Annotated in this window: 20 protein-coding genes; all 20 read left to right on the top strand. The window is 37.5% G+C overall.

Translation table 11 applies throughout. The annotated features are described in order from the left end of the window. Nucleotides 1-2 precede the first annotated feature (2 nt). The 20 genes from H9635_RS01625 to tsf all read left to right on the top strand — a co-directional run bounded on the left by H9635_RS01625 (nt 3) and on the right by tsf (nt 17,036). Nucleotides 3-365 (top strand): response regulator, encoded by a 363-nt coding sequence (locus H9635_RS01625; RefSeq protein ID WP_191698399.1) that lies wholly within the window; start codon nt 3-5, stop codon nt 363-365. 4 nt (nt 366-369) lie between these two features. Further along, entirely contained in the window at nt 370-1,053 is a 684-nt protein-coding gene (locus H9635_RS01620) for a flagellar biosynthetic protein FliO (protein ID WP_191698398.1), read from the top strand. Then, complete coding sequence (gene fliP, locus H9635_RS01615) at nt 1,050-1,715, top strand: flagellar type III secretion system pore protein FliP (RefSeq protein WP_008403271.1); 666 nt, start codon at nt 1,050-1,052, stop codon at nt 1,713-1,715. Before H9635_RS01620 ends, fliP begins: the two co-directional genes overlap by 4 nt. A 13-nt stretch (nt 1,716-1,728) precedes the next feature. Further along, nucleotides 1,729-1,998, top strand: coding sequence for a flagellar biosynthesis protein FliQ (fliQ, locus tag H9635_RS01610; protein WP_191698397.1), 270 nt, complete (start codon nt 1,729-1,731; stop codon nt 1,996-1,998). A 4-nt stretch (nt 1,999-2,002) separates the two neighbouring features. Next, entirely contained in the window at nt 2,003-2,779 is a 777-nt protein-coding gene (fliR, locus tag H9635_RS01605) for a flagellar biosynthetic protein FliR (protein ID WP_191698396.1), read from the top strand. Nucleotide 2,780: 1 nt separating this feature from the next. Further along, on the top strand, nt 2,781-3,875 hold the full coding sequence (gene flhB, locus H9635_RS01600; RefSeq protein WP_191698395.1) for a flagellar biosynthesis protein FlhB: 1,095 nt from the start codon (nt 2,781-2,783) through the stop codon (nt 3,873-3,875). 27 nt (nt 3,876-3,902) lie between these two features. After that, on the top strand, nt 3,903-5,936 hold the full coding sequence (gene flhA / locus H9635_RS01595) for a flagellar biosynthesis protein FlhA (RefSeq protein WP_191698394.1): 2,034 nt from the start codon (nt 3,903-3,905) through the stop codon (nt 5,934-5,936). Beyond that, the gene (gene flhF / locus H9635_RS01590; RefSeq protein ID WP_191698393.1) at nt 5,933-7,126 is read left to right on the top strand and encodes a flagellar biosynthesis protein FlhF; all 1,194 of its coding nucleotides are present in this window, start codon (nt 5,933-5,935) and stop codon (nt 7,124-7,126) included. The genes flhA and flhF overlap by 4 nt, the downstream gene beginning before the upstream one ends. After that, nucleotides 7,110-7,988, top strand: coding sequence for a MinD/ParA family protein (locus H9635_RS01585; protein ID WP_191698392.1), 879 nt, complete (start codon nt 7,110-7,112; stop codon nt 7,986-7,988). Before flhF ends, H9635_RS01585 begins: the two co-directional genes overlap by 17 nt. Continuing rightward, a complete protein-coding gene (locus tag H9635_RS01580) occupies nt 7,989-9,128 on the top strand; it encodes a protein-glutamate methylesterase/protein-glutamine glutaminase (protein WP_191698391.1) in 1,140 nt (379 codons plus the stop codon). A gap of 18 nt (nt 9,129-9,146) precedes the next feature. Next, entirely contained in the window at nt 9,147-11,240 is a 2,094-nt protein-coding gene (locus tag H9635_RS01575; RefSeq protein ID WP_191698390.1) for a chemotaxis protein CheA, read from the top strand. A 21-nt stretch (nt 11,241-11,261) separates the two neighbouring features. Then, entirely contained in the window at nt 11,262-11,711 is a 450-nt protein-coding gene (locus H9635_RS01570; protein ID WP_191698389.1) for a chemotaxis protein CheW, read from the top strand. 55 nt (nt 11,712-11,766) lie between these two features. Continuing rightward, complete coding sequence (locus tag H9635_RS01565) at nt 11,767-12,405, top strand: chemotaxis protein CheC (protein ID WP_191698388.1); 639 nt, start codon at nt 11,767-11,769, stop codon at nt 12,403-12,405. Continuing rightward, a complete protein-coding gene (locus H9635_RS01560) occupies nt 12,402-12,905 on the top strand; it encodes a chemotaxis protein CheD (protein WP_191698387.1) in 504 nt (167 codons plus the stop codon). Before H9635_RS01565 ends, H9635_RS01560 begins: the two co-directional genes overlap by 4 nt. Next, on the top strand, nt 12,905-13,276 hold the full coding sequence (locus H9635_RS01555) for a multidrug transporter (protein ID WP_191698386.1): 372 nt from the start codon (nt 12,905-12,907) through the stop codon (nt 13,274-13,276). The genes H9635_RS01560 and H9635_RS01555 overlap by 1 nt, the downstream gene beginning before the upstream one ends. Nucleotides 13,277-13,420: 144 nt before the next feature. Continuing rightward, nucleotides 13,421-14,191 (top strand): FliA/WhiG family RNA polymerase sigma factor, encoded by a 771-nt coding sequence (locus H9635_RS01550; RefSeq protein ID WP_191698385.1) that lies wholly within the window; start codon nt 13,421-13,423, stop codon nt 14,189-14,191. Nucleotides 14,192-14,203: 12 nt separating this feature from the next. Further along, nucleotides 14,204-14,509: an RNA polymerase subunit sigma gene (locus tag H9635_RS01545; RefSeq protein WP_191698384.1), complete on the top strand. Its 306-nt coding sequence runs from the start codon at nt 14,204-14,206 to the stop codon at nt 14,507-14,509. Nucleotides 14,510-14,517: 8 nt separating this feature from the next. After that, nucleotides 14,518-15,111 (top strand): hypothetical protein, encoded by a 594-nt coding sequence (locus H9635_RS01540; RefSeq protein ID WP_191698383.1) that lies wholly within the window; start codon nt 14,518-14,520, stop codon nt 15,109-15,111. 159 nt (nt 15,112-15,270) lie between these two features. Continuing rightward, nucleotides 15,271-15,993: a 30S ribosomal protein S2 gene (rpsB, locus tag H9635_RS01535; RefSeq protein WP_008403254.1), complete on the top strand. Its 723-nt coding sequence runs from the start codon at nt 15,271-15,273 to the stop codon at nt 15,991-15,993. A 158-nt stretch (nt 15,994-16,151) separates the two neighbouring features. Then, complete coding sequence (gene tsf, locus H9635_RS01530; protein ID WP_191698382.1) at nt 16,152-17,036, top strand: translation elongation factor Ts; 885 nt, start codon at nt 16,152-16,154, stop codon at nt 17,034-17,036. Nucleotides 17,037-17,065: the final 29 nt, after the last annotated feature.

The following is a 17,065-nucleotide window of genomic DNA, read 5'->3' as shown; positions in this document are numbered from 1 at the left end:
GTATGTCTAAAAGAATTTTAATTGTTGACGATGCAGCTTTCATGCGCATGATGATTAAGGATATTCTAACGAAAAATGGCTATGAAGTAATTGGGGAAGCAGCTGATGGTATCCAGGCAGTTGAAAAGTACAATGAGCTACGTCCGGATTTAGTGACAATGGATATTACAATGCCTGAGATGGATGGCATTGCGGCATTAAAAGCAATTAAAGGCACAGATCCAAATGCTGTGGTCATTATGTGCTCAGCAATGGGACAACAAGCTATGGTAATTGATGCAATTCAAGCCGGTGCAAAAGATTTTATAGTTAAGCCATTCCAAGCTGACCGTGTAATCGAAGCCATTCAAAAAGCATTAGGTTAATGATATGAAAGCAAAAAAATCATTTCGATTTTGGCTTGCTGTTGGAATAGTATTGATGACGGCATTGTTTGCACCAATCTCAAATGGAACTTTTGCGATGGTAAGTAACGTATATGAGAACTGTAATGAAAATCCTGAAGTATGTTCGGAAGAAAATATTTCAGAAGATAATGTTACAGATGCCGACGCAGAATCTACTGAATCGGCATCTGACAGCATCGGTTTCTTGGATTACATAAAAGTTTTAATAGCACTTGTATTTGTACTAGGGCTATTATTGTTTATTTTGAAGTATTTAAACAAACGTAACTTAAACTATCAACAAAATGCCGTAGTTAAAAATATCGGCGGCTTGTCTGTAGGGCAGCAAAAGTCCGTACAATTACTGTTAATCGGTAAAAATGTATATGTAGTAGGTGTAGGGGATAATATTCAGCTTCTCAAGGAAATCGATTCCGAAGAGGAAATTGAACAATTGCTAAGTCAAACTGAAAGCAACCAAACTATGATGAATACTTCACCGTATATTGCAGAGCTGTTCAGAAAATTTTCAAAAAAGAACCGACCGGAAGATGTATCGAATAGCCCTAAATTTAATGATATGTTCAATGAAAAAATAGGGGAAATAAAAAAACAGCGTAGTAATGAGTTAGAGCGTTGGAAAGAGCGGGAGCGTGATGAACGATGAACGATCTTCTTTCCGTCTTTTCTGAAAGCGACCCGGGAAATGTATCCACATCGGTTACGCTATTATTCCTGTTGACGGTTCTCTCATTAGCACCAAGTCTTTTAATATTAATGACATCGTTCGCTCGTATTGTCATCGTACTGTCATTTACTAGGACGGCCCTTGCGACAAACCAAATGCCTCCGAACCAAGTCATTATCGGCTTGGCATTATTTTTAACATTTTTTATCATGGCGCCGACATTCCAGCAAGTAAATGAGCAGGCATTGCAGCCGCTTTTTGATGAAGAAATCAATTTAGAAGAAGCGTATGACAGGGCAACGATACCATTTAAACAATTTATGGCACAGCATACTAGGCAAAAAGATCTGGAATTATTTATAGAATATAACCAAGCGGAGTATCCGGATTCGATAGAAGAAATTCCGATGACGCTGTTAGTACCTGCATTTGCTTTAAGTGAAATTAAAACAGCTTTCCAAATGGGTTTTATGATTTTTATTCCATTTTTAGTTATTGATATGGTTGTCGCAAGTACACTTATGTCAATGGGGATGATGATGCTACCTCCAGTAATGATTTCACTACCATTTAAAATATTGCTGTTTGTACTCGTCGATGGTTGGTATTTAGTGATGAAATCTTTACTTCAAAGTTTTTAGGGGATGATACATAGTGACACAGGAAATGGTCATTGCAGTTGCAGAAAATGCAGTTTTTACAATATTGATAGTTTCGGGACCATTACTTTTAATCGCTTTAGCTAGCGGTCTAGTTGTAAGTATTTTTCAGGCAACAACTTCCATTCAAGAGCAGACATTGGCTTTCGTACCAAAAATCGTAGCTGTATTAGTTGCGATTATATTTTTTGGTCCTTTTATGATTTCAAGAATGACAGATTATTTTCATGATATTTTGAATAATTTAGTCCGGTATATTGGGTGAGAAAATGACGGAAATAATACCGAATCTATCAATATTACTATTAATTTTAGTTCGCGTTTCTGCATTTTTTGTCACTGTACCTTTATTTTCTTACCGTACTATCCCCCCACAAGTACGTATTACTTTGGCAGTTGTTTTAGCGTGGATGATGTATTACACGTTTAATATGGAACCATTTGAAATTAATGGTGTGTATTTATTGCTCGTTTTAAAAGAAGCCATTATCGGGCTCATGTTAGGTTTAGCTGCGATGATTATTATATCTGCTGTTCAGATAGCAGGGGGGTTCATTGATTTCCAGATGGGCTTTGCGATGGCAAACATTATTGATCCTCAAACAGGCGCACAATCTCCTTTAATGGGGCAATTTCTAAACTTTTTAACGTTGCTTTTATTGTTGGCGATTAACGGTCACCATCTACTTTTGGATGGTATATTTTATAGTTATCAATTTTTACCAATGGATCAATTCTTTCCGAAATTTGGGGAAGAAGGAACTGTCTTATTTATTATGAAAATGTTTGTTTCTGTTTTTGCCATTGCATTTCAAATGTCAGCTCCAATAGTTGCAACTCTATTTTTAGTAACATTAGCGTTAGGGATTACAGGGAAAACCGTGCCACAAATGAATATTTTTGTTATCGGCTTTCCTATTAAAATAGCGGTAGGCTTTCTTGTAATGATAGTGACAATGGGTGTATTAGTTGGAGTTATGAAAGAACTGATTGAATTTATGATTGTTTCATTGCGTGATTTAATGGTTATTTTAGGTGGTGGCTAAGATGGAGTTAAAACTCTTAATAAAAGTAGATCTTCAATTTTTTGCAGGAGAAAAGACTGAGAAGGCAACTCCAAAAAAGCGACAGGATGCACGTAAAAAGGGACAAGTATTAAAGAGTCAAGATGTTACTGCAGCTTTTTTATTATTACTTTCATTTTTCTTTTTACTCTTTTTCGCACCATTTATGTATAACGGGGTAAAAGGATTTTTATTACAAGGGCTTGAGCGCAATATGTTAATCGAAACGCTGAATGCCGAAACAGTTATGTATATGTATGTCGAGTCCATAAAAGAGATGGCGATTATAGTTTTACCTATTATGGTTGTCGCCATGATTGCAGGTATTGGAGCTAACTTTTTTCAGTTTGGCTTATTATTTACAACAGAAACTTTAAAAATTGATTTAAAGAAAATGGATCCTATTAAAGGGATAAAAAAAATTATATCTGTCCGGGCAATCGTCAATTTAATTAAATCATTATTGAAAGTGACGTTGATCGGTACGGTTACGACAGTGGTAATCATCATTTACTTGGAAGATGTATTATCACTTGCTTTACATAGTCCCGCAGAAATATTGGCGACTGTTGCCTATTTATCTGCCATTATGGGGATAGCGGCTTCCATAATGCTCATATTCATCGCATTGATTGATTATATTTATGAACGATTTGAATATGAAAAACAATTGAAAATGTCAAAACAGGATATTAAAGATGAACATAAAAATGCAGAAGGTGATCCTTTAATCAAGTCCAAAATTAAACAGCGTCAACGGGAAATGGCGATGCGAAGAATGATGCAGGAAATTCCTGCCGCAGACGTGGTTATTACAAACCCGACCCATTATGCCATTGCGTTAAAATATGATGAGGACGAAATGGATGCGCCAAGAGTGGTGGCAAAAGGGACTGACTTTGTTGCCCAAAAAATAAAGCTTATTGCAAAAGAACATGATGTCATCATGGTCGAAAACCGGCCACTTGCCCGTGCAATGTATGATCAAGTGGAGATCGGCCAAGCAGTGCCTGAAGAATTTTTCAAAGCGGTCGCTGAAGTTCTTGCATATGTATACCGTATTAAACGCAAAATTTAACATAGATTTCAGGAGGGACATCAATCAATGCAAATACGCGATTTAGGGGTTTTAGCTGCAGTTATTATGGTTGTAGCGATGCTCATTATCCCTCTTCCACATTGGTTATTAAGCTTTTTAATTATCGTCAATATTACATTGGCGATTCTTGTATTATTAACAGCCATGAATATGAAAGAAGCTCTTGATTTCTCGATTTTCCCGACAGTTATTCTTTTATTAACCCTATTCCGTCTGGCATTATCGGTTTCAACAACACGTGCTATTTTAGCAGAAGGTGATGCAGGACAGGTAGTAGAGACATTTGGTAATTTCGTTACAGGCGGGAATATTTTAGTCGGCTTAGTAATTTTCCTATTACTTGTTATTATTCAATTCATCGTTATTACAAAAGGTGCCGAGCGTGTTGCTGAAGTAGCTGCACGTTTCACGTTGGATGCGATGCCGGGTAAGCAAATGAGTATTGATGCTGATTTAAATGCAGGAATGATTTCCGAGAAGGAAGCGCGTGAACGACGTGAAAAGGTATCCGGAGAAGCGGACTTTTATGGCGCGATGGATGGTGCTACAAAGTTCGTAAAAGGTGATGCAATTGCTTCTATTATCATGGTAGGTATAAACTTATTGTTTGGTATGATTATTGGTATGGTGCAAATGGAGCTAAGTTTTGGCGAAGCTGCAGCAAAATATTCACTGCTGACAGTCGGTGACGGACTTGTATCACAAATTCCCGCGTTATTAATTTCAACCGCTACAGGGATTGTAGTAACACGTGCTGCCTCTAAAGGAAATCTTGGTTCGGATATTACCGATCAATTATTTGCACATTCAAAACTACTTTATGTTGCTGCAGGTACGATTTTATTGCTCGGATTGTTTACACCAATTCCTGATTGGATAACAATGCCTGTCGCTGCAGTTTTGGCAATTGGTGCGTTTCTAATGGATCGTAAAAAGGATGAAACTCCAGAAGAAATGATGGAAATTGAAGAAGAAGTAGCTTCAGATACGATGAAAAGTCCCGAAAATGTTATTAACTTATTAAATGTAGATCCAATAGAGTTTGAATTTGGATATGGGTTGATTCCATTGGTAGATGCTGCGCAAGGTGGGGATTTACTGGACAGAGTTGTCATGATTCGCCGTCAGCTTGCATTAGAACTTGGGATTGTTATTCCAATTGTTCGTATCCGTGATAATATACAACTACAACCGAATGAATATCGAATTAAGATTAAGGGAAATGAAATGGCAAGAGGTGAATTATTGCTGGACCATTATTTAGCAATGAGCCCCGGGGATGACGACTCAATTGATGGTATTGATACAATCGAGCCTTCATTCGGCCTTCCTGCAAAATGGATTACAGAAGCAGTAAAAGAAGATGCAGAAATGTTTGGGTATACAGTTGTGGATCCACCAAGTGTTGTATCAACACATTTAACGGAAATCATTCGTGCAAATGCCCATGATTTACTAGGACGTCAAGAAGCGAAGCAATTGATAGACCACTTACGTGAAACACATGCGATATTAGTAGACGAATTAATCCCAGCGCCACTCTCAATTGGTGAAGTGCAAAAAGTATTGGCGAAATTACTACGTGAAAATGTTTCCGTACGCAATTTACCAATTATATTTGAAACACTTGCAGATTATGCAAAACTTACGAGTGATACGGATATATTAACCGAGTATGTAAGACAAGCATTGGCAAGACAAATAACGGCTCAGTTTGTTGGTGGTCAACAAGCCCTGAAAGTCATTACTGTTTCTGCAAAAGTGGAAAAGTTATTGGCAGACAGCATTCAACAAACAGACCATGGAAACTATTTGGCAATGGATCCGCAAGAATCACAATTTGTTCTGGAAGCAATAGCAAAGGAAGTGGAGCGTGTATCTTATATGGAGCAATCACCAATCATGCTTTGCTCACCAGGTGTGCGTATGTATTTAAGACAGTTGACAGAGCGGTATTTCCCACAAGTTCCAATTCTATCTTATAATGAGCTAGATGCAGCAGTAGAAATTCAAAGTGTTGGGGTGGTGAATGTTGAATGAAGATGAAAAAATATAATGCACCTTCTATTGCCGAAGCGATGAAACAAATCCGGTCAGATTTAGGCGAGGATGCAGTTATTTTAAATTCAAAAGTTGTCGTAACGAAAAGATTTTTTGGATTGGTAAAAAATAAAAGCTATGAAGTAGTCGCTGGCTATGACCAGGTAGAGAAAATACCAGCCTACTTCTCTTCACAAGACATTCCAACTCGTCCTACTTTCAAGGATGATAGAACAATGCCTATGAACCAGTCATCTTCACCTGTGGAAAAGCCTAAAAAAGCATCACAGGAGGATAGTTCTGCAATATCAGGAAATTTAGTGAAAGACATTGCAGAATTAAAGTCTATGATGCAGTCAATGCAACGCATGTCGACGCAATCTCAATATCCGAATGAGCTCTTACCTTTTGTCGATTTTTTAAAACAGCAGGAACTTGGAGAGGAGCTTATCACAGCAATTAGTGATGAGCTTTTTGAACATTACAGTCAAAATAATCAACTTACATGGAACGAAATGCAGGAAATAGCGAAAGACTATTTAAGAAAAGAATTATATGACCTTCCCATTAGTGGGATGTCATATGATAAAAAATATATTAATGTTTTAGGTCCAACCGGTGTCGGAAAAACAACAACGATTGCTAAAATAGCAGCACGATCAGTTTTGGAAAAGAAAAAGAAGATTGGATTTATTACGACCGATACATACCGAATTGCGGCCATAGAGCAATTAAAAACTTATGCTGCCCTATTACAGGCACCTGTAGAGGTCGTTTATAATGCTGCAGATTATGCAGAGGCGATAAAAAAATTAGCGCATTTAGACTTGATCTTTATTGATACTGCTGGAAGAAACTATAAAGAAGCTAAATACGTAAATGATTTAAAATCTTTAATACAATTTGATGACCAACTGGAGTCTTACCTAGTATTATCTTTAACGGCAAAGCAAAAAGACTTGGAATCAATTATTGAACAATTTAAGGACATAAATATAGAAAAATTTATCTTTACAAAGCTTGATGAAACAAATTCTATTGGCACTATGTTTAATTTAATGATTAAATATAATAAAGGACTCGCTTACTATACGAATGGTCAAGAAGTACCAGAAGATATAGAACAGCCAAGTAGTGATAAGCTACTAGAGCTTTTTTTCAAGGAGAATTTAGATGAAGGATCAAGCTGATAAACTACGTCAAAAAATGCTTGAAAGCGAAGAGACGATAGGAAGATCAATTGCAGTTGTAAGCGGTAAAGGCGGGGTAGGAAAAAGCAATTTTACAACCAACTTTGCAACACTATTGGCTAAAACAGGTAAAAAGGTAATCATCCTTGATATGGATATCGGGATGGGAAATGTCCATATTCTCGTGGGCAACTCTGTAAAATATAGTTTGAAAGATTACTTGGATGGCCAAATAGCATTGGAGGATGTCACGTTCAAAACAGAAGAAGGTGTCAGTTATATATCTGGAGGATCTGGCATGTCGTCATTAATGGATTGGTCACCGGCTGTTTTTGATCGTCTAATAACTGCTTTTGAAACACTGCAGAAGGAATATGATTTTGTATTCTTTGATATGGGTGCAGGAGTCGTTAATTGGTCGCTCGATTTATTAACATCAATCGAAGAAATCATCGTCATTTCAACAGCTGAACCGACTTCAATTATGGATGCCTATTCGATGATGAAGTTTATTCACCTAAATGATCCTCAGAAGAAATTTTATTTATTATGTAATCGAGCATTTACAGTAGAGGAAGGTTTAGAAACGACTCAGCGATTAAAAACAGTCATGATGAAATTTTTGGGAAAGGATGTCCACATTCTTGGTTCGCTTCCGGAAGATTCAGTTGTCCGCCAAGCCGTGCGTCAACAATCCTTGTTTACGACGATCTATCCGGATGCTCCTGTTTCAAAAACTATGGGCAAGCTCGTTCAGCAGTTTTTAACAGTAGAAACGGAAATGAAAGAAGTGCACGCTTCAAGTCAGTCAAGTAAGTTTTTATCCAAATTAAAAAACATCTTTTCGAGAGGTCGTGGTTAAATGAGCATCTTAAAGAAAAGTAAATTATTGGTTGTTGACGACTCCGCCTTTATGCGGAAGTTAATAAGTGATTTTTTTTTGGACCATCCGTACATCGAAGTAATAGGAGCAGCACGCAACGGTAAAGACGCACTAAAAAAAATTGAACAGTTAAAGCCGGATGTCGTAACTATGGATGTAGAAATGCCTGAAATGAATGGGTTGGAGGCTTTAAAGGAAATTATGCAAAAGCATCCTGTGCCTGTTGTCATGCTTTCTAGTACCACACAGCGTGGAGCCGATAATACCTTAATGGCGATGGAGTATGGTGCAGTTGACTTTGTAGCGAAGCCGAGTGGGACAATTTCGTTAGATTTACATAAAATTCAAGATGAATTAGTTCGGAAAGTGATAGGTGCTTCGAAAATTTCTATTTCGAAGTTGCATAAGCCGCTCCGTACAAAATTAGCCATTAATCAACCAATGAGAGTAACAGTTTCAAATGAAGAATCTATTGACACTACAAAGACAAAACCATTGGAAACGTCATTTCCTACAATTTCACAAAAATCATGGGCAAAGACGTCCAAAAAAATTATATTAATTGGTACTTCTACAGGAGGTCCAAGAGCTTTACAAGAAGTAATTACCAAAATACCTGCAACAGTAAATGCTCCAATCTTGATTGTACAGCATATGCCTGCAGGATTTACAAAATCATTGGCTACAAGACTTGATCAATTAAGTGAAATTCATGTGAAAGAAGCAGAGCAGGGCGATATATTACAAAAAGGAACTGCTTACCTTGCACCAGGCGGATATCATCTTAAATTAAAAAAGGTCGGATCAAGTTTCGCAGTCGTACTGGACCAAGATGAGCCTCCTCGATCAGGTCATCGTCCATCTGTAGATGTCATGTTTGAAAATGTAAGTCAATATTCCGATTTTGATAAAATCGCTGTAATTATGACTGGAATGGGATATGACGGTTCAAAAGGATTAGTTTCACTTAAAAATACAGGAAATGTAATTGCTATTGCAGAGTCAGCCGAAACGTGTATCGTTTATGGAATGCCAAAAGCTGCTGTGGAAACGCAGCTTGTAGATGAAGTGGCAGATGTTGATAATATTGCACAGACAATTATGAAATATATGCCTTAAAAAAGGGGTGTCTTCTAAATGGAATTAAATCAATATTTAGAAATGTTTATTGAAGAAAGCAAAGAACATTTGCAAGCATGCAGCGAACACTTATTGGAATTGGAAAAAAATCCGGACGATTTAACAATTGTCGGAGAAATTTTCCGGTCTGCCCATACATTAAAAGGAATGGCAGCAACAATGGGTTATGAGGATTTAGCAGATTTAACGCATAAAATGGAAAATATACTAGATGCCATCCGTAACGGAAAAATTAAAGTTAATGCTGAAATTTTAGATGTAGTTTTTGAATCTGTTGATCATCTTGAAGAGATGGTATTTCATATCGCTGATGGCGGAGATGGCAAACGCAATGTCCAGGCAACGGTTGAAAAATTAAAGCGCATTGAAGCTGGGGAACCTTCTGTAGCAGCAGAAGAGAAGATGTCCCAGCAGGAGACAGTAGCTACAACCGCTGATATCCCTAATGAGAAGATTACAATTACAGCAGCTGGATTAAAACTATCCTACGATGACTTTGAAAAAACTGTTATTCAACAATCGTCTGAACAAGATTTTAATGCTTATGAAATAACGGTAGCTTTACGGGAAGATTGCTTATTAAAAGCTGCCCGTGTCTTTATGGTATTTGAAATTTTGGAGAAAAACGGTGATGTTATTAAATCATCGCCAACAGTAGATAGATTAGAAGACGAACAGTTCGATAGTGAATTCCATGTTGCGTTTATTTCAAGGGAGTCATCTGAAGATCTACATAAAATGCTAATGAAAGTTTCAGAAATTGATTATGTTATTGTCAATGAAATTCATAAGGAAGTATTTGTTACAAAGACAACTGCGATTGATACGCAAGTAGCACCTATTTTGGAAGTAGTGGCGCCTTCAGCCAATGATGTTTCAGTTCCAACTGAAAAACAAAAATCAACGCCAAATACTAACAGTAAATCTTCTGCCCATACGTCTAGCAAAACAATTCGTGTAAATATTGAGCGTCTAGATATTTTAATGAATTTATTTGAAGAGCTTGCAATTGATCGTGGTCGTTTATTGTCAATTGCTTCTGAAGTCAATCATGGAGAATTAAATGAAACGGTAGAACGTATGAGCCGTACAATGGGTGATTTGCAGAATATCGTCCTAACTATGCGGATGGTTCCGGTGGAAACAGTGTTTAACCGTTTCCCTAAAATGGTGCGTCAGTTATCCCGTGATTTAAATAAGAAAATCGAACTTAATATAGTTGGCGCTGAAACAGAGCTAGACCGTACAGTAATCGATGAAATCGGTGACCCACTTGTACACTTAATCCGAAACTCTGTGGACCACGGCATTGAAAGTCCGGAAGTACGACGTTCAAAAGGCAAACCGGAAGAAGGAACAGTTGAACTACGCGCCTACCATAGCGGCAATTATGTCTTTATTGAAATAGAGGATGACGGAGCAGGAATTAATCGTGATAAAGTGCTGGCAAAAGCACTTTCCAAAGGAATCGTATCACATGAACAATCATTGACGATGACAGAAAAGCAAATTAATGAGCTGATTTTAGCGTCAGGATTCTCAACGGCGGATGTCATTTCTGATGTTTCCGGTCGAGGTGTAGGCCTGGATGTTGTTAAAACGACAATTGAATCTTTAGGTGGGAATATTTCCATCGAATCGACATTGAATGTTGGCTCTGTGTTCTCTATTCAATTACCGTTAACTCTTTCGATTATTTCTGTTATGTTAGTGGAAATTGAGAAGGAAATTTATGCAATTCCGTTATCTTCAATTATTGAAACATCCATTATACGGACTTCAGACATCTTAAATGCACATAATCAAAAAGTAATTGATTTCCGTGGGAAAGTTGTGCCGCTTGTCTTCCTTGAAGAGATTTTTGGAGTGCCGCGTGACGAAAAAAATGATGATGGTTTCCATTCTGTGGTCATTGTCCGTAAAGGTGATAAGTTAGCGGGATTAGTAGTGGATTCATTCATCGGACAGCAAGAAATTGTCCTGAAGTCATTAGGAAACTATTTAACTAATATTTTTGCGATTTCTGGTGCAACAATTTTAGGGAATGGTCAAGTGGCGTTAATTGTGGATTGTAATGCATTAATGAAGTAAAAAGGATAAGAGGTGTGAAAGATGACGAATGCAATAGAGCAAAAAAACTTAAAAGTAATTGTATTTCAATTAGCTGATAAAGAATATGCAATTCCTGTTTCTCACGTTAAGGGAATCGAAAAATTAATGCACATCACCCGTGTACCGAAAACTGAACGTTTCGTTAAAGGTGTCATTAATCTTAGGGGCGTCGTAACACCAGTTATCGATTTACGAGAACGTTTTGATTTGCCTATCTCGGGAAACGAAGAAACAACACGAATTATTATCATAACACTTGAAACAATGGAAGTTGGTTTTATAGTGGATTCTGCAAACGACGTATTGGACATTGATGCAGCCTCAATTGAACAGCAACCGGAAGTAGTTGGCTCCTTGGAAGAGGATTTTATCGCAGGAGTTGCTAAATTGGAAAACCGCTTATTGATTTTACTTCATTTAGATAAAGTGTTAAATCTAAATGAGAAATGATTAATTTTCCGGGTAAGTTCATCTTACCTGGAATCTATTAAAGTAGGGATTATTAATGAACTTCAGTGAAAAAATCACTTCACTCCATTTAGATGTATTAAAGGAAATTGGAAATATCGGCGCTGCCCATGCTGCTACGGCATTATCGACTTTACTGCAAAAGAAAATCGATATGCGTGTACCAGATGTGAGAATGGTTTCATTTAATGAAATGATGGAATTGGCGGGTGGGCCGGAAAATGTTGTTGTAGGTATTTACCTACGTATTGAAGGTGATGCCCAGGGAAGTATGTTTTTTATTCTGCCGCTTGAACAGGCCAATCGATTTATTCGTAGCTTAATACGCGATGATTCTTTTGACTTCAATACGCCTCCATATTCTGAGTTAGGTTTATCTGCTATGCAGGAAATGGGTAACATTTTATCGGGCTCTTATTTATCTGCTTTATCGGATTTTACAGGCCTTAAAATTTATCCGACTGTACCAGGTTTAAGTATTGATATGTTCGGTGCCATTATTAGTATCGGACTTATTGAACTCTCGCAAGTAAGCGACACTGTAATTGTTATAAATACATCCATTTATGAGGAAGCTATTTCCGATGATGAGGCAGTGAAGGGGCATTTCCTTTTGATGCCGGAGCCTGATTCATTCGAAACAATTTTTAAAGCATTAGGAGTGCCTACTACATGATGGTTACCAATTTATACGAAGTGATTAAAGTAGGGATTGCACAAATGGATATTGTTAAAGCCCCTCATACAATCCGTACTTCAGGTCTTGGTTCATGTGTTGGAGTTGTTATTTATGACGAATCCAAAAAAATAGGCGGCATGGTTCATGTAATGCTGCCTGATTCAAGCCTGAATCGTACTAACACTTTAAATGAAGCGAAATTCGCAGATACAGGTATTCTTGCTTTAGTAGACAGATTAAAGCGGGATGGGGCACAAAGCTATAAGTTGAAAGCTAAAATCGCCGGTGGTGCACAAATGTTCCAATTTACATCGGATAAAGATTCGATGCGTATCGGTCCAAGAAATGTCGAAGCGGTAAAAGCGCAATTAAAAAAGCTGAACATACCGATTATTTCAGAGGATACGGGTGGAAATAGTGGTCGCACAATCGAGTTTAGTCCGGAAACAAATATACTGAATGTCCGAACAGTAAATAAAGGAGTGAGTGAAATTTGATGTTTGGTTCAATATTTTATAACTGTTGGGCAGCATTACTATCCTTCGCTAGTTATTTTATTTTGGCAATTCAAAATCCGTATGCTTTGCCACTCCAAATAATAAGTACATCTTTTTTAGTCGCGTTCATAGCATTCGTTGGGATGTATTTCCTGCGTTATTTTCTAGGCTATGTTTTCTATACACCGGAAACGCCTGTCTTTGCAGAAACCGAAGATGAGATTATCGGTCAAACAATGTTAGATGAGAGTGATCAGCAATTTTCAACTCGTAGTAATCAGTCCACAATGGAATTTGATGAAGAAAATACGGAGGATATTGCTCAAGTCGTTCGAACGATGTTGCATGGAGATGAGGCACTTTCCCGATAAAAGAGTCGTACTTTCGGCTCTTTTTTTGTTTTTTGAAAATGTGTAGATGTTGTGTCTCACAGTTCCTTACATGTTTATTCTTGGGCTTTTTGGTATAATGAATAGTAATTATACTCACTTTAACTACAAAAGGGGGAGGTACGTTTGACTGAACAAGGACATGGAGACGAACAAGCCTTATGGGTTCGTTGGACAAAGAACCGAGATCCTGAAGCAGGAGACATGTTAATCAAAAAATATAAGCCACTTGTAACGTATCATGTACAGCGTATAGCTGTTGGACTTCCTAAAAATGTTTCGAGAAATGATTTAATGAGTCTTGGAATGATGGGACTTTTTGATGCTTTAAATAAATTTGATATAAATAGAGATTTAAAGTTTGATACGTACGCATCCTTTCGTGTACGGGGCGCAATAATTGATGGACTTCGGAAAGAAGACTGGCTTCCGCGTTCAGCACGTGAAAAGGCTAAAAAGTTGGAAGCACAAATTGAATCACTTGAGCAAAAGCTAATGCGCCATGCAACCCCTGAGGAAGTTGCTGCACAAATGAATTTACCTGTTGAAGAAGTTTATCAAACCTATCAGGAACATTTTTTTTCAAATGTACTTTCAATAAATGAGCAACTTGATCAAGAAGATAGTGAAGGCAAAACTTTTGTCATTCGTGATGACCATACAAAGACACCCGAACAGCATACAATACATTTAGAGCTTTTAGGCGATTTGGCAGCCAATATAAAAAAGCTGAACGAAAAAGAGCAGCTTGTCATTAGCTTATTCTACTCAGAAGAAATGACATTGACTGAAATTGGGGAAGTCTTGGAGTTATCTACATCACGCATTTCTCAAATACACTCTAAAGCATTGTTTAAATTACGTAAATTATTGTCTTCAGAAATGATTAATACGTAAGGAGGCGTCTGTATGAGTTTAAAAGGGCTGGAGCTCCAAATTGCGATTCCAAAAACCTTTGATGCAGGGAAAATGGCGGATCAGCATCAACAAAACACTATTCTCCAGCAAATGCATGCAAATGAAGCACTTAAAAGGGAAATAGAACGCAAGCAACTTTCGGTAAATGAATCGGATAAAATGGATGCCCTAAAAGATGATGATGAACACTCTGAAAACAATCAGTCACAAACGCAGCACGATAAGAAAAATAAAGACCAATTGGAACAAAAAGCACAACACCCTTTTAAAGGGAATCTTTTTGATTTTAGTGGTTAGGAGAAGTTATGACGACAGCACTAATAGTTATGCTCTTTCTCATCCAATTAATTACGATTTTCGCCATTGTCATTCTGAACAGTAAGCTTTCTAAATTTAATGATTTAGAAAAGCGTCAAAATGAACTGGTAAATGAGATGGACAACGCCATCAGTGTGTATTTAATGGAAATGAGAGAAGAGAATGACCGACTAATTAATGAACTAAAAAAGCAGCCTGTTCCTCAAAAGGCAGTGCATGAAAACACAGATAAGCAGCTTACACAGCATTCCGGAGATAAAAACATAAAGATGAATGAGGAACAAGCTGCGACTGGAATAACTAAAAAAAGTCCGGTTACAGAACAAGAACCGCGAAAATTCATTCCCGTCAAGCAAGCAGCAAATGCATACAAGAAACAAAAGAACAAACAATTCGATGCAGTGGAACAATCAGTAGAATCCGAGTTGTTCACAGCAGCCGAAGATGTACCGCCAAAACAGTTAACTACTGAACAGCAAGCAGTCGAGCTTTACCGAAATGGAAAGACAATAGAAGAAATCGCTAAAATCATGCAACGAGGCAAAACTGAAATTGAGCTTCTCGTAAAGTTTCACGCGTAAAGGAGTTGCACTTGAAAGGCGAGTGTGATATAGTTACAAGCGGTGTTAACAATACACACGTATTTTGATGTAGTAAGTGGTGCTCGTAAGTCTACGGGTAGCTTGTTGCAGATGAAAAATGCGGAGGAAAAAAACCAAACATATTAGGAGGAAACACTCATGTCAGTAATTTCAATGAAACAATTACTAGAAGCTGGTGTACATTTCGGTCACCAAACTCGCCGTTGGAACCCAAAAATGAAGAAATATATCTTCGTAGAACGTAACGGTATTTACATTATCGATTTACAAAAAACGGTTAAAAAATTAGAAGAAGCATACGATTTCATGCGTCAAGTTGGTCAAGACGGTGGTAAAGTTTTATTCGTAGGTACGAAAAAACAAGCACAAGAAGCGATCAAAGAAGAAGCTGAACGTTCAGGTAACTACTACATCAACCAACGTTGGTTAGGTGGTACTTTAACAAACTTCGGTACTATTCAAAAACGTGTTAAACGTATGAAAGATATCGAGAAAATGGAAGAAGATGGTACTTTTGCTGTACTTCCTAAAAAAGAAGTAATCCAACTTAAAAAAGAGCACGAACGCTTAGTTAAATTCTTAGGCGGTATCCGTGATATGAAAGCTATTCCAGACGTAATGTTCGTAGTAGACCCTCGTAAAGAGCGTATCGCAGTTGCAGAAGCAATCAAATTAAACATCCCTCTAGTTGGTATCGTAGACACTAACTGTGATCCAGATGAAATTGATTACGTAATCCCTGCAAACGACGATGCTATCCGCGCGGTTAAATTATTAACTGCTAAAATGGCTGACGCTTTATTAGAAGCTAAACAAGGTGAAGAAGAAGCTCCAGCAGTAGAAGAAGCTACAGCTGAGTAATTCACTTTTAGAAAAGGTGATAAGTGGATGAACCCCTTATCACCTTTTTTTGAGAAATGAATGTAAAAATGTGTGAATCGTTGAAACTTCACGATTTATCGCTTAAAGTATGAAATAGTATAAATAAATTTTTCAATATATTTAGGAGGAAACTCAACATGGCAAACGTTACTGCACAATTAGTAAAAGAATTACGCGAAAAAACAGGCGCAGGTATGATGGACTGTAAAAAAGCTTTAGTACAAACTGAAGGCGACATCGATGCTGCAATCGACTTCCTACGTGAAAAAGGTTTAGCTGCTGCTGGTAAGAAAGCTGACCGTATCGCTGCTGAAGGTACAACTTATATTTTAGAAAACGGTAATGAAGCGATTCTTTTAGAAGTAAACGCTGAAACAGATTTCGTTGCGAAAAACGATAAATTCCAATTCTTAGTTTCTTCATTAGCAGAGCAATTATTAGCTGCTAAACCAGAATCAGTAGAAGCTGCTATGGAGTTAGAAAAAGACGGCGTGAAAATCGTTGATCAAATTTCTACAGCTACAGCTACTATCGGTGAGAAAATTTCATTACGTCGTTTTGAAATCAAAACAAAAACTGATGCAGATGCATTCGGTGCATACTTACACATGGGCGGCCGTATTGGTGTATTAGTAGTTCTTGAAGGTTCTACTGATGCTGCTGCTGCAAAAGATATCGCAATGCATATCGCTGCTATCAACCCAACTTACATTTCTCGTGACGAAGTTTCTGCTGACGAAGTTGAACGTGAGCGCAAAGTATTAACTGAGCAAGCGTTAAACGAAGGTAAACCAGAAAACATCGTAGCGAAAATGGTAGAAGGTCGTCTTGGTAAATATTTCGAAGACGTATGTTTATTAGACCAAGCTTTCGTTAAAAACTCAGATCAAAAAGTTCGTGACTTCGTAAAATCTTTAGATGCTACTGTAACAAGCTTCACTCGTTATGCTGTTGGTGAAGGTATCGAGAAACGTGAAGATAACTTTGCTGAAGAAGTAATGAGCCAAGTTAAAGGTAACTAATTAAATTACAACTTAAATTAACCTTAATT

It is taken from the genome of Solibacillus faecavium (assembly GCF_014836905.1).
Classification (GTDB): Bacteria; Bacillota; Bacilli; order Bacillales_A; family Planococcaceae; genus Solibacillus; species Solibacillus faecavium.
Note: the sequence above shows the minus strand (reverse complement) of the source record. Positions and strands in the feature narration are given on the sequence as shown.

Bases quoted from the DNA above. Each gene is read 5' to 3' on its own strand.
- H9635_RS01545 (WP_191698384.1), top strand. From the start codon at position 14,204: ATGAGTTTAAAAGGGCTGGAGCTCCAAATTGCGATTCCAAAAACCTTT.
- fliP (WP_008403271.1), top strand. From the start codon at position 1,050: ATGAACGATCTTCTTTCCGTCTTTTCTGAAAGCGACCCGGGAAATGTA.
- flhB (WP_191698395.1), top strand. From the start codon at position 2,781: ATGGAGTTAAAACTCTTAATAAAAGTAGATCTTCAATTTTTTGCAGGA.
- rpsB (WP_008403254.1), top strand. From the start codon at position 15,271: ATGTCAGTAATTTCAATGAAACAATTACTAGAAGCTGGTGTACATTTC.
- H9635_RS01625 (WP_191698399.1), top strand. From the start codon at position 3: ATGTCTAAAAGAATTTTAATTGTTGACGATGCAGCTTTCATGCGCATG.
- flhF (WP_191698393.1), top strand. From the start codon at position 5,933: ATGAAGATGAAAAAATATAATGCACCTTCTATTGCCGAAGCGATGAAA.
- H9635_RS01570 (WP_191698389.1), top strand. From the start codon at position 11,262: ATGACGAATGCAATAGAGCAAAAAAACTTAAAAGTAATTGTATTTCAA.
- H9635_RS01585 (WP_191698392.1), top strand. From the start codon at position 7,110: ATGAAGGATCAAGCTGATAAACTACGTCAAAAAATGCTTGAAAGCGAA.
- H9635_RS01555 (WP_191698386.1), top strand. From the start codon at position 12,905: ATGTTTGGTTCAATATTTTATAACTGTTGGGCAGCATTACTATCCTTC.
- tsf (WP_191698382.1), top strand. From the start codon at position 16,152: ATGGCAAACGTTACTGCACAATTAGTAAAAGAATTACGCGAAAAAACA.
- H9635_RS01560 (WP_191698387.1), top strand. From the start codon at position 12,402: ATGATGGTTACCAATTTATACGAAGTGATTAAAGTAGGGATTGCACAA.
- flhA (WP_191698394.1), top strand. From the start codon at position 3,903: ATGCAAATACGCGATTTAGGGGTTTTAGCTGCAGTTATTATGGTTGTA.
- fliR (WP_191698396.1), top strand. From the start codon at position 2,003: ATGACGGAAATAATACCGAATCTATCAATATTACTATTAATTTTAGTT.
- H9635_RS01540 (WP_191698383.1), top strand. From the start codon at position 14,518: ATGACGACAGCACTAATAGTTATGCTCTTTCTCATCCAATTAATTACG.
- H9635_RS01580 (WP_191698391.1), top strand. From the start codon at position 7,989: ATGAGCATCTTAAAGAAAAGTAAATTATTGGTTGTTGACGACTCCGCC.
- H9635_RS01620 (WP_191698398.1), top strand. From the start codon at position 370: ATGAAAGCAAAAAAATCATTTCGATTTTGGCTTGCTGTTGGAATAGTA.
- H9635_RS01575 (WP_191698390.1), top strand. From the start codon at position 9,147: ATGGAATTAAATCAATATTTAGAAATGTTTATTGAAGAAAGCAAAGAA.
- H9635_RS01565 (WP_191698388.1), top strand. From the start codon at position 11,767: ATGAACTTCAGTGAAAAAATCACTTCACTCCATTTAGATGTATTAAAG.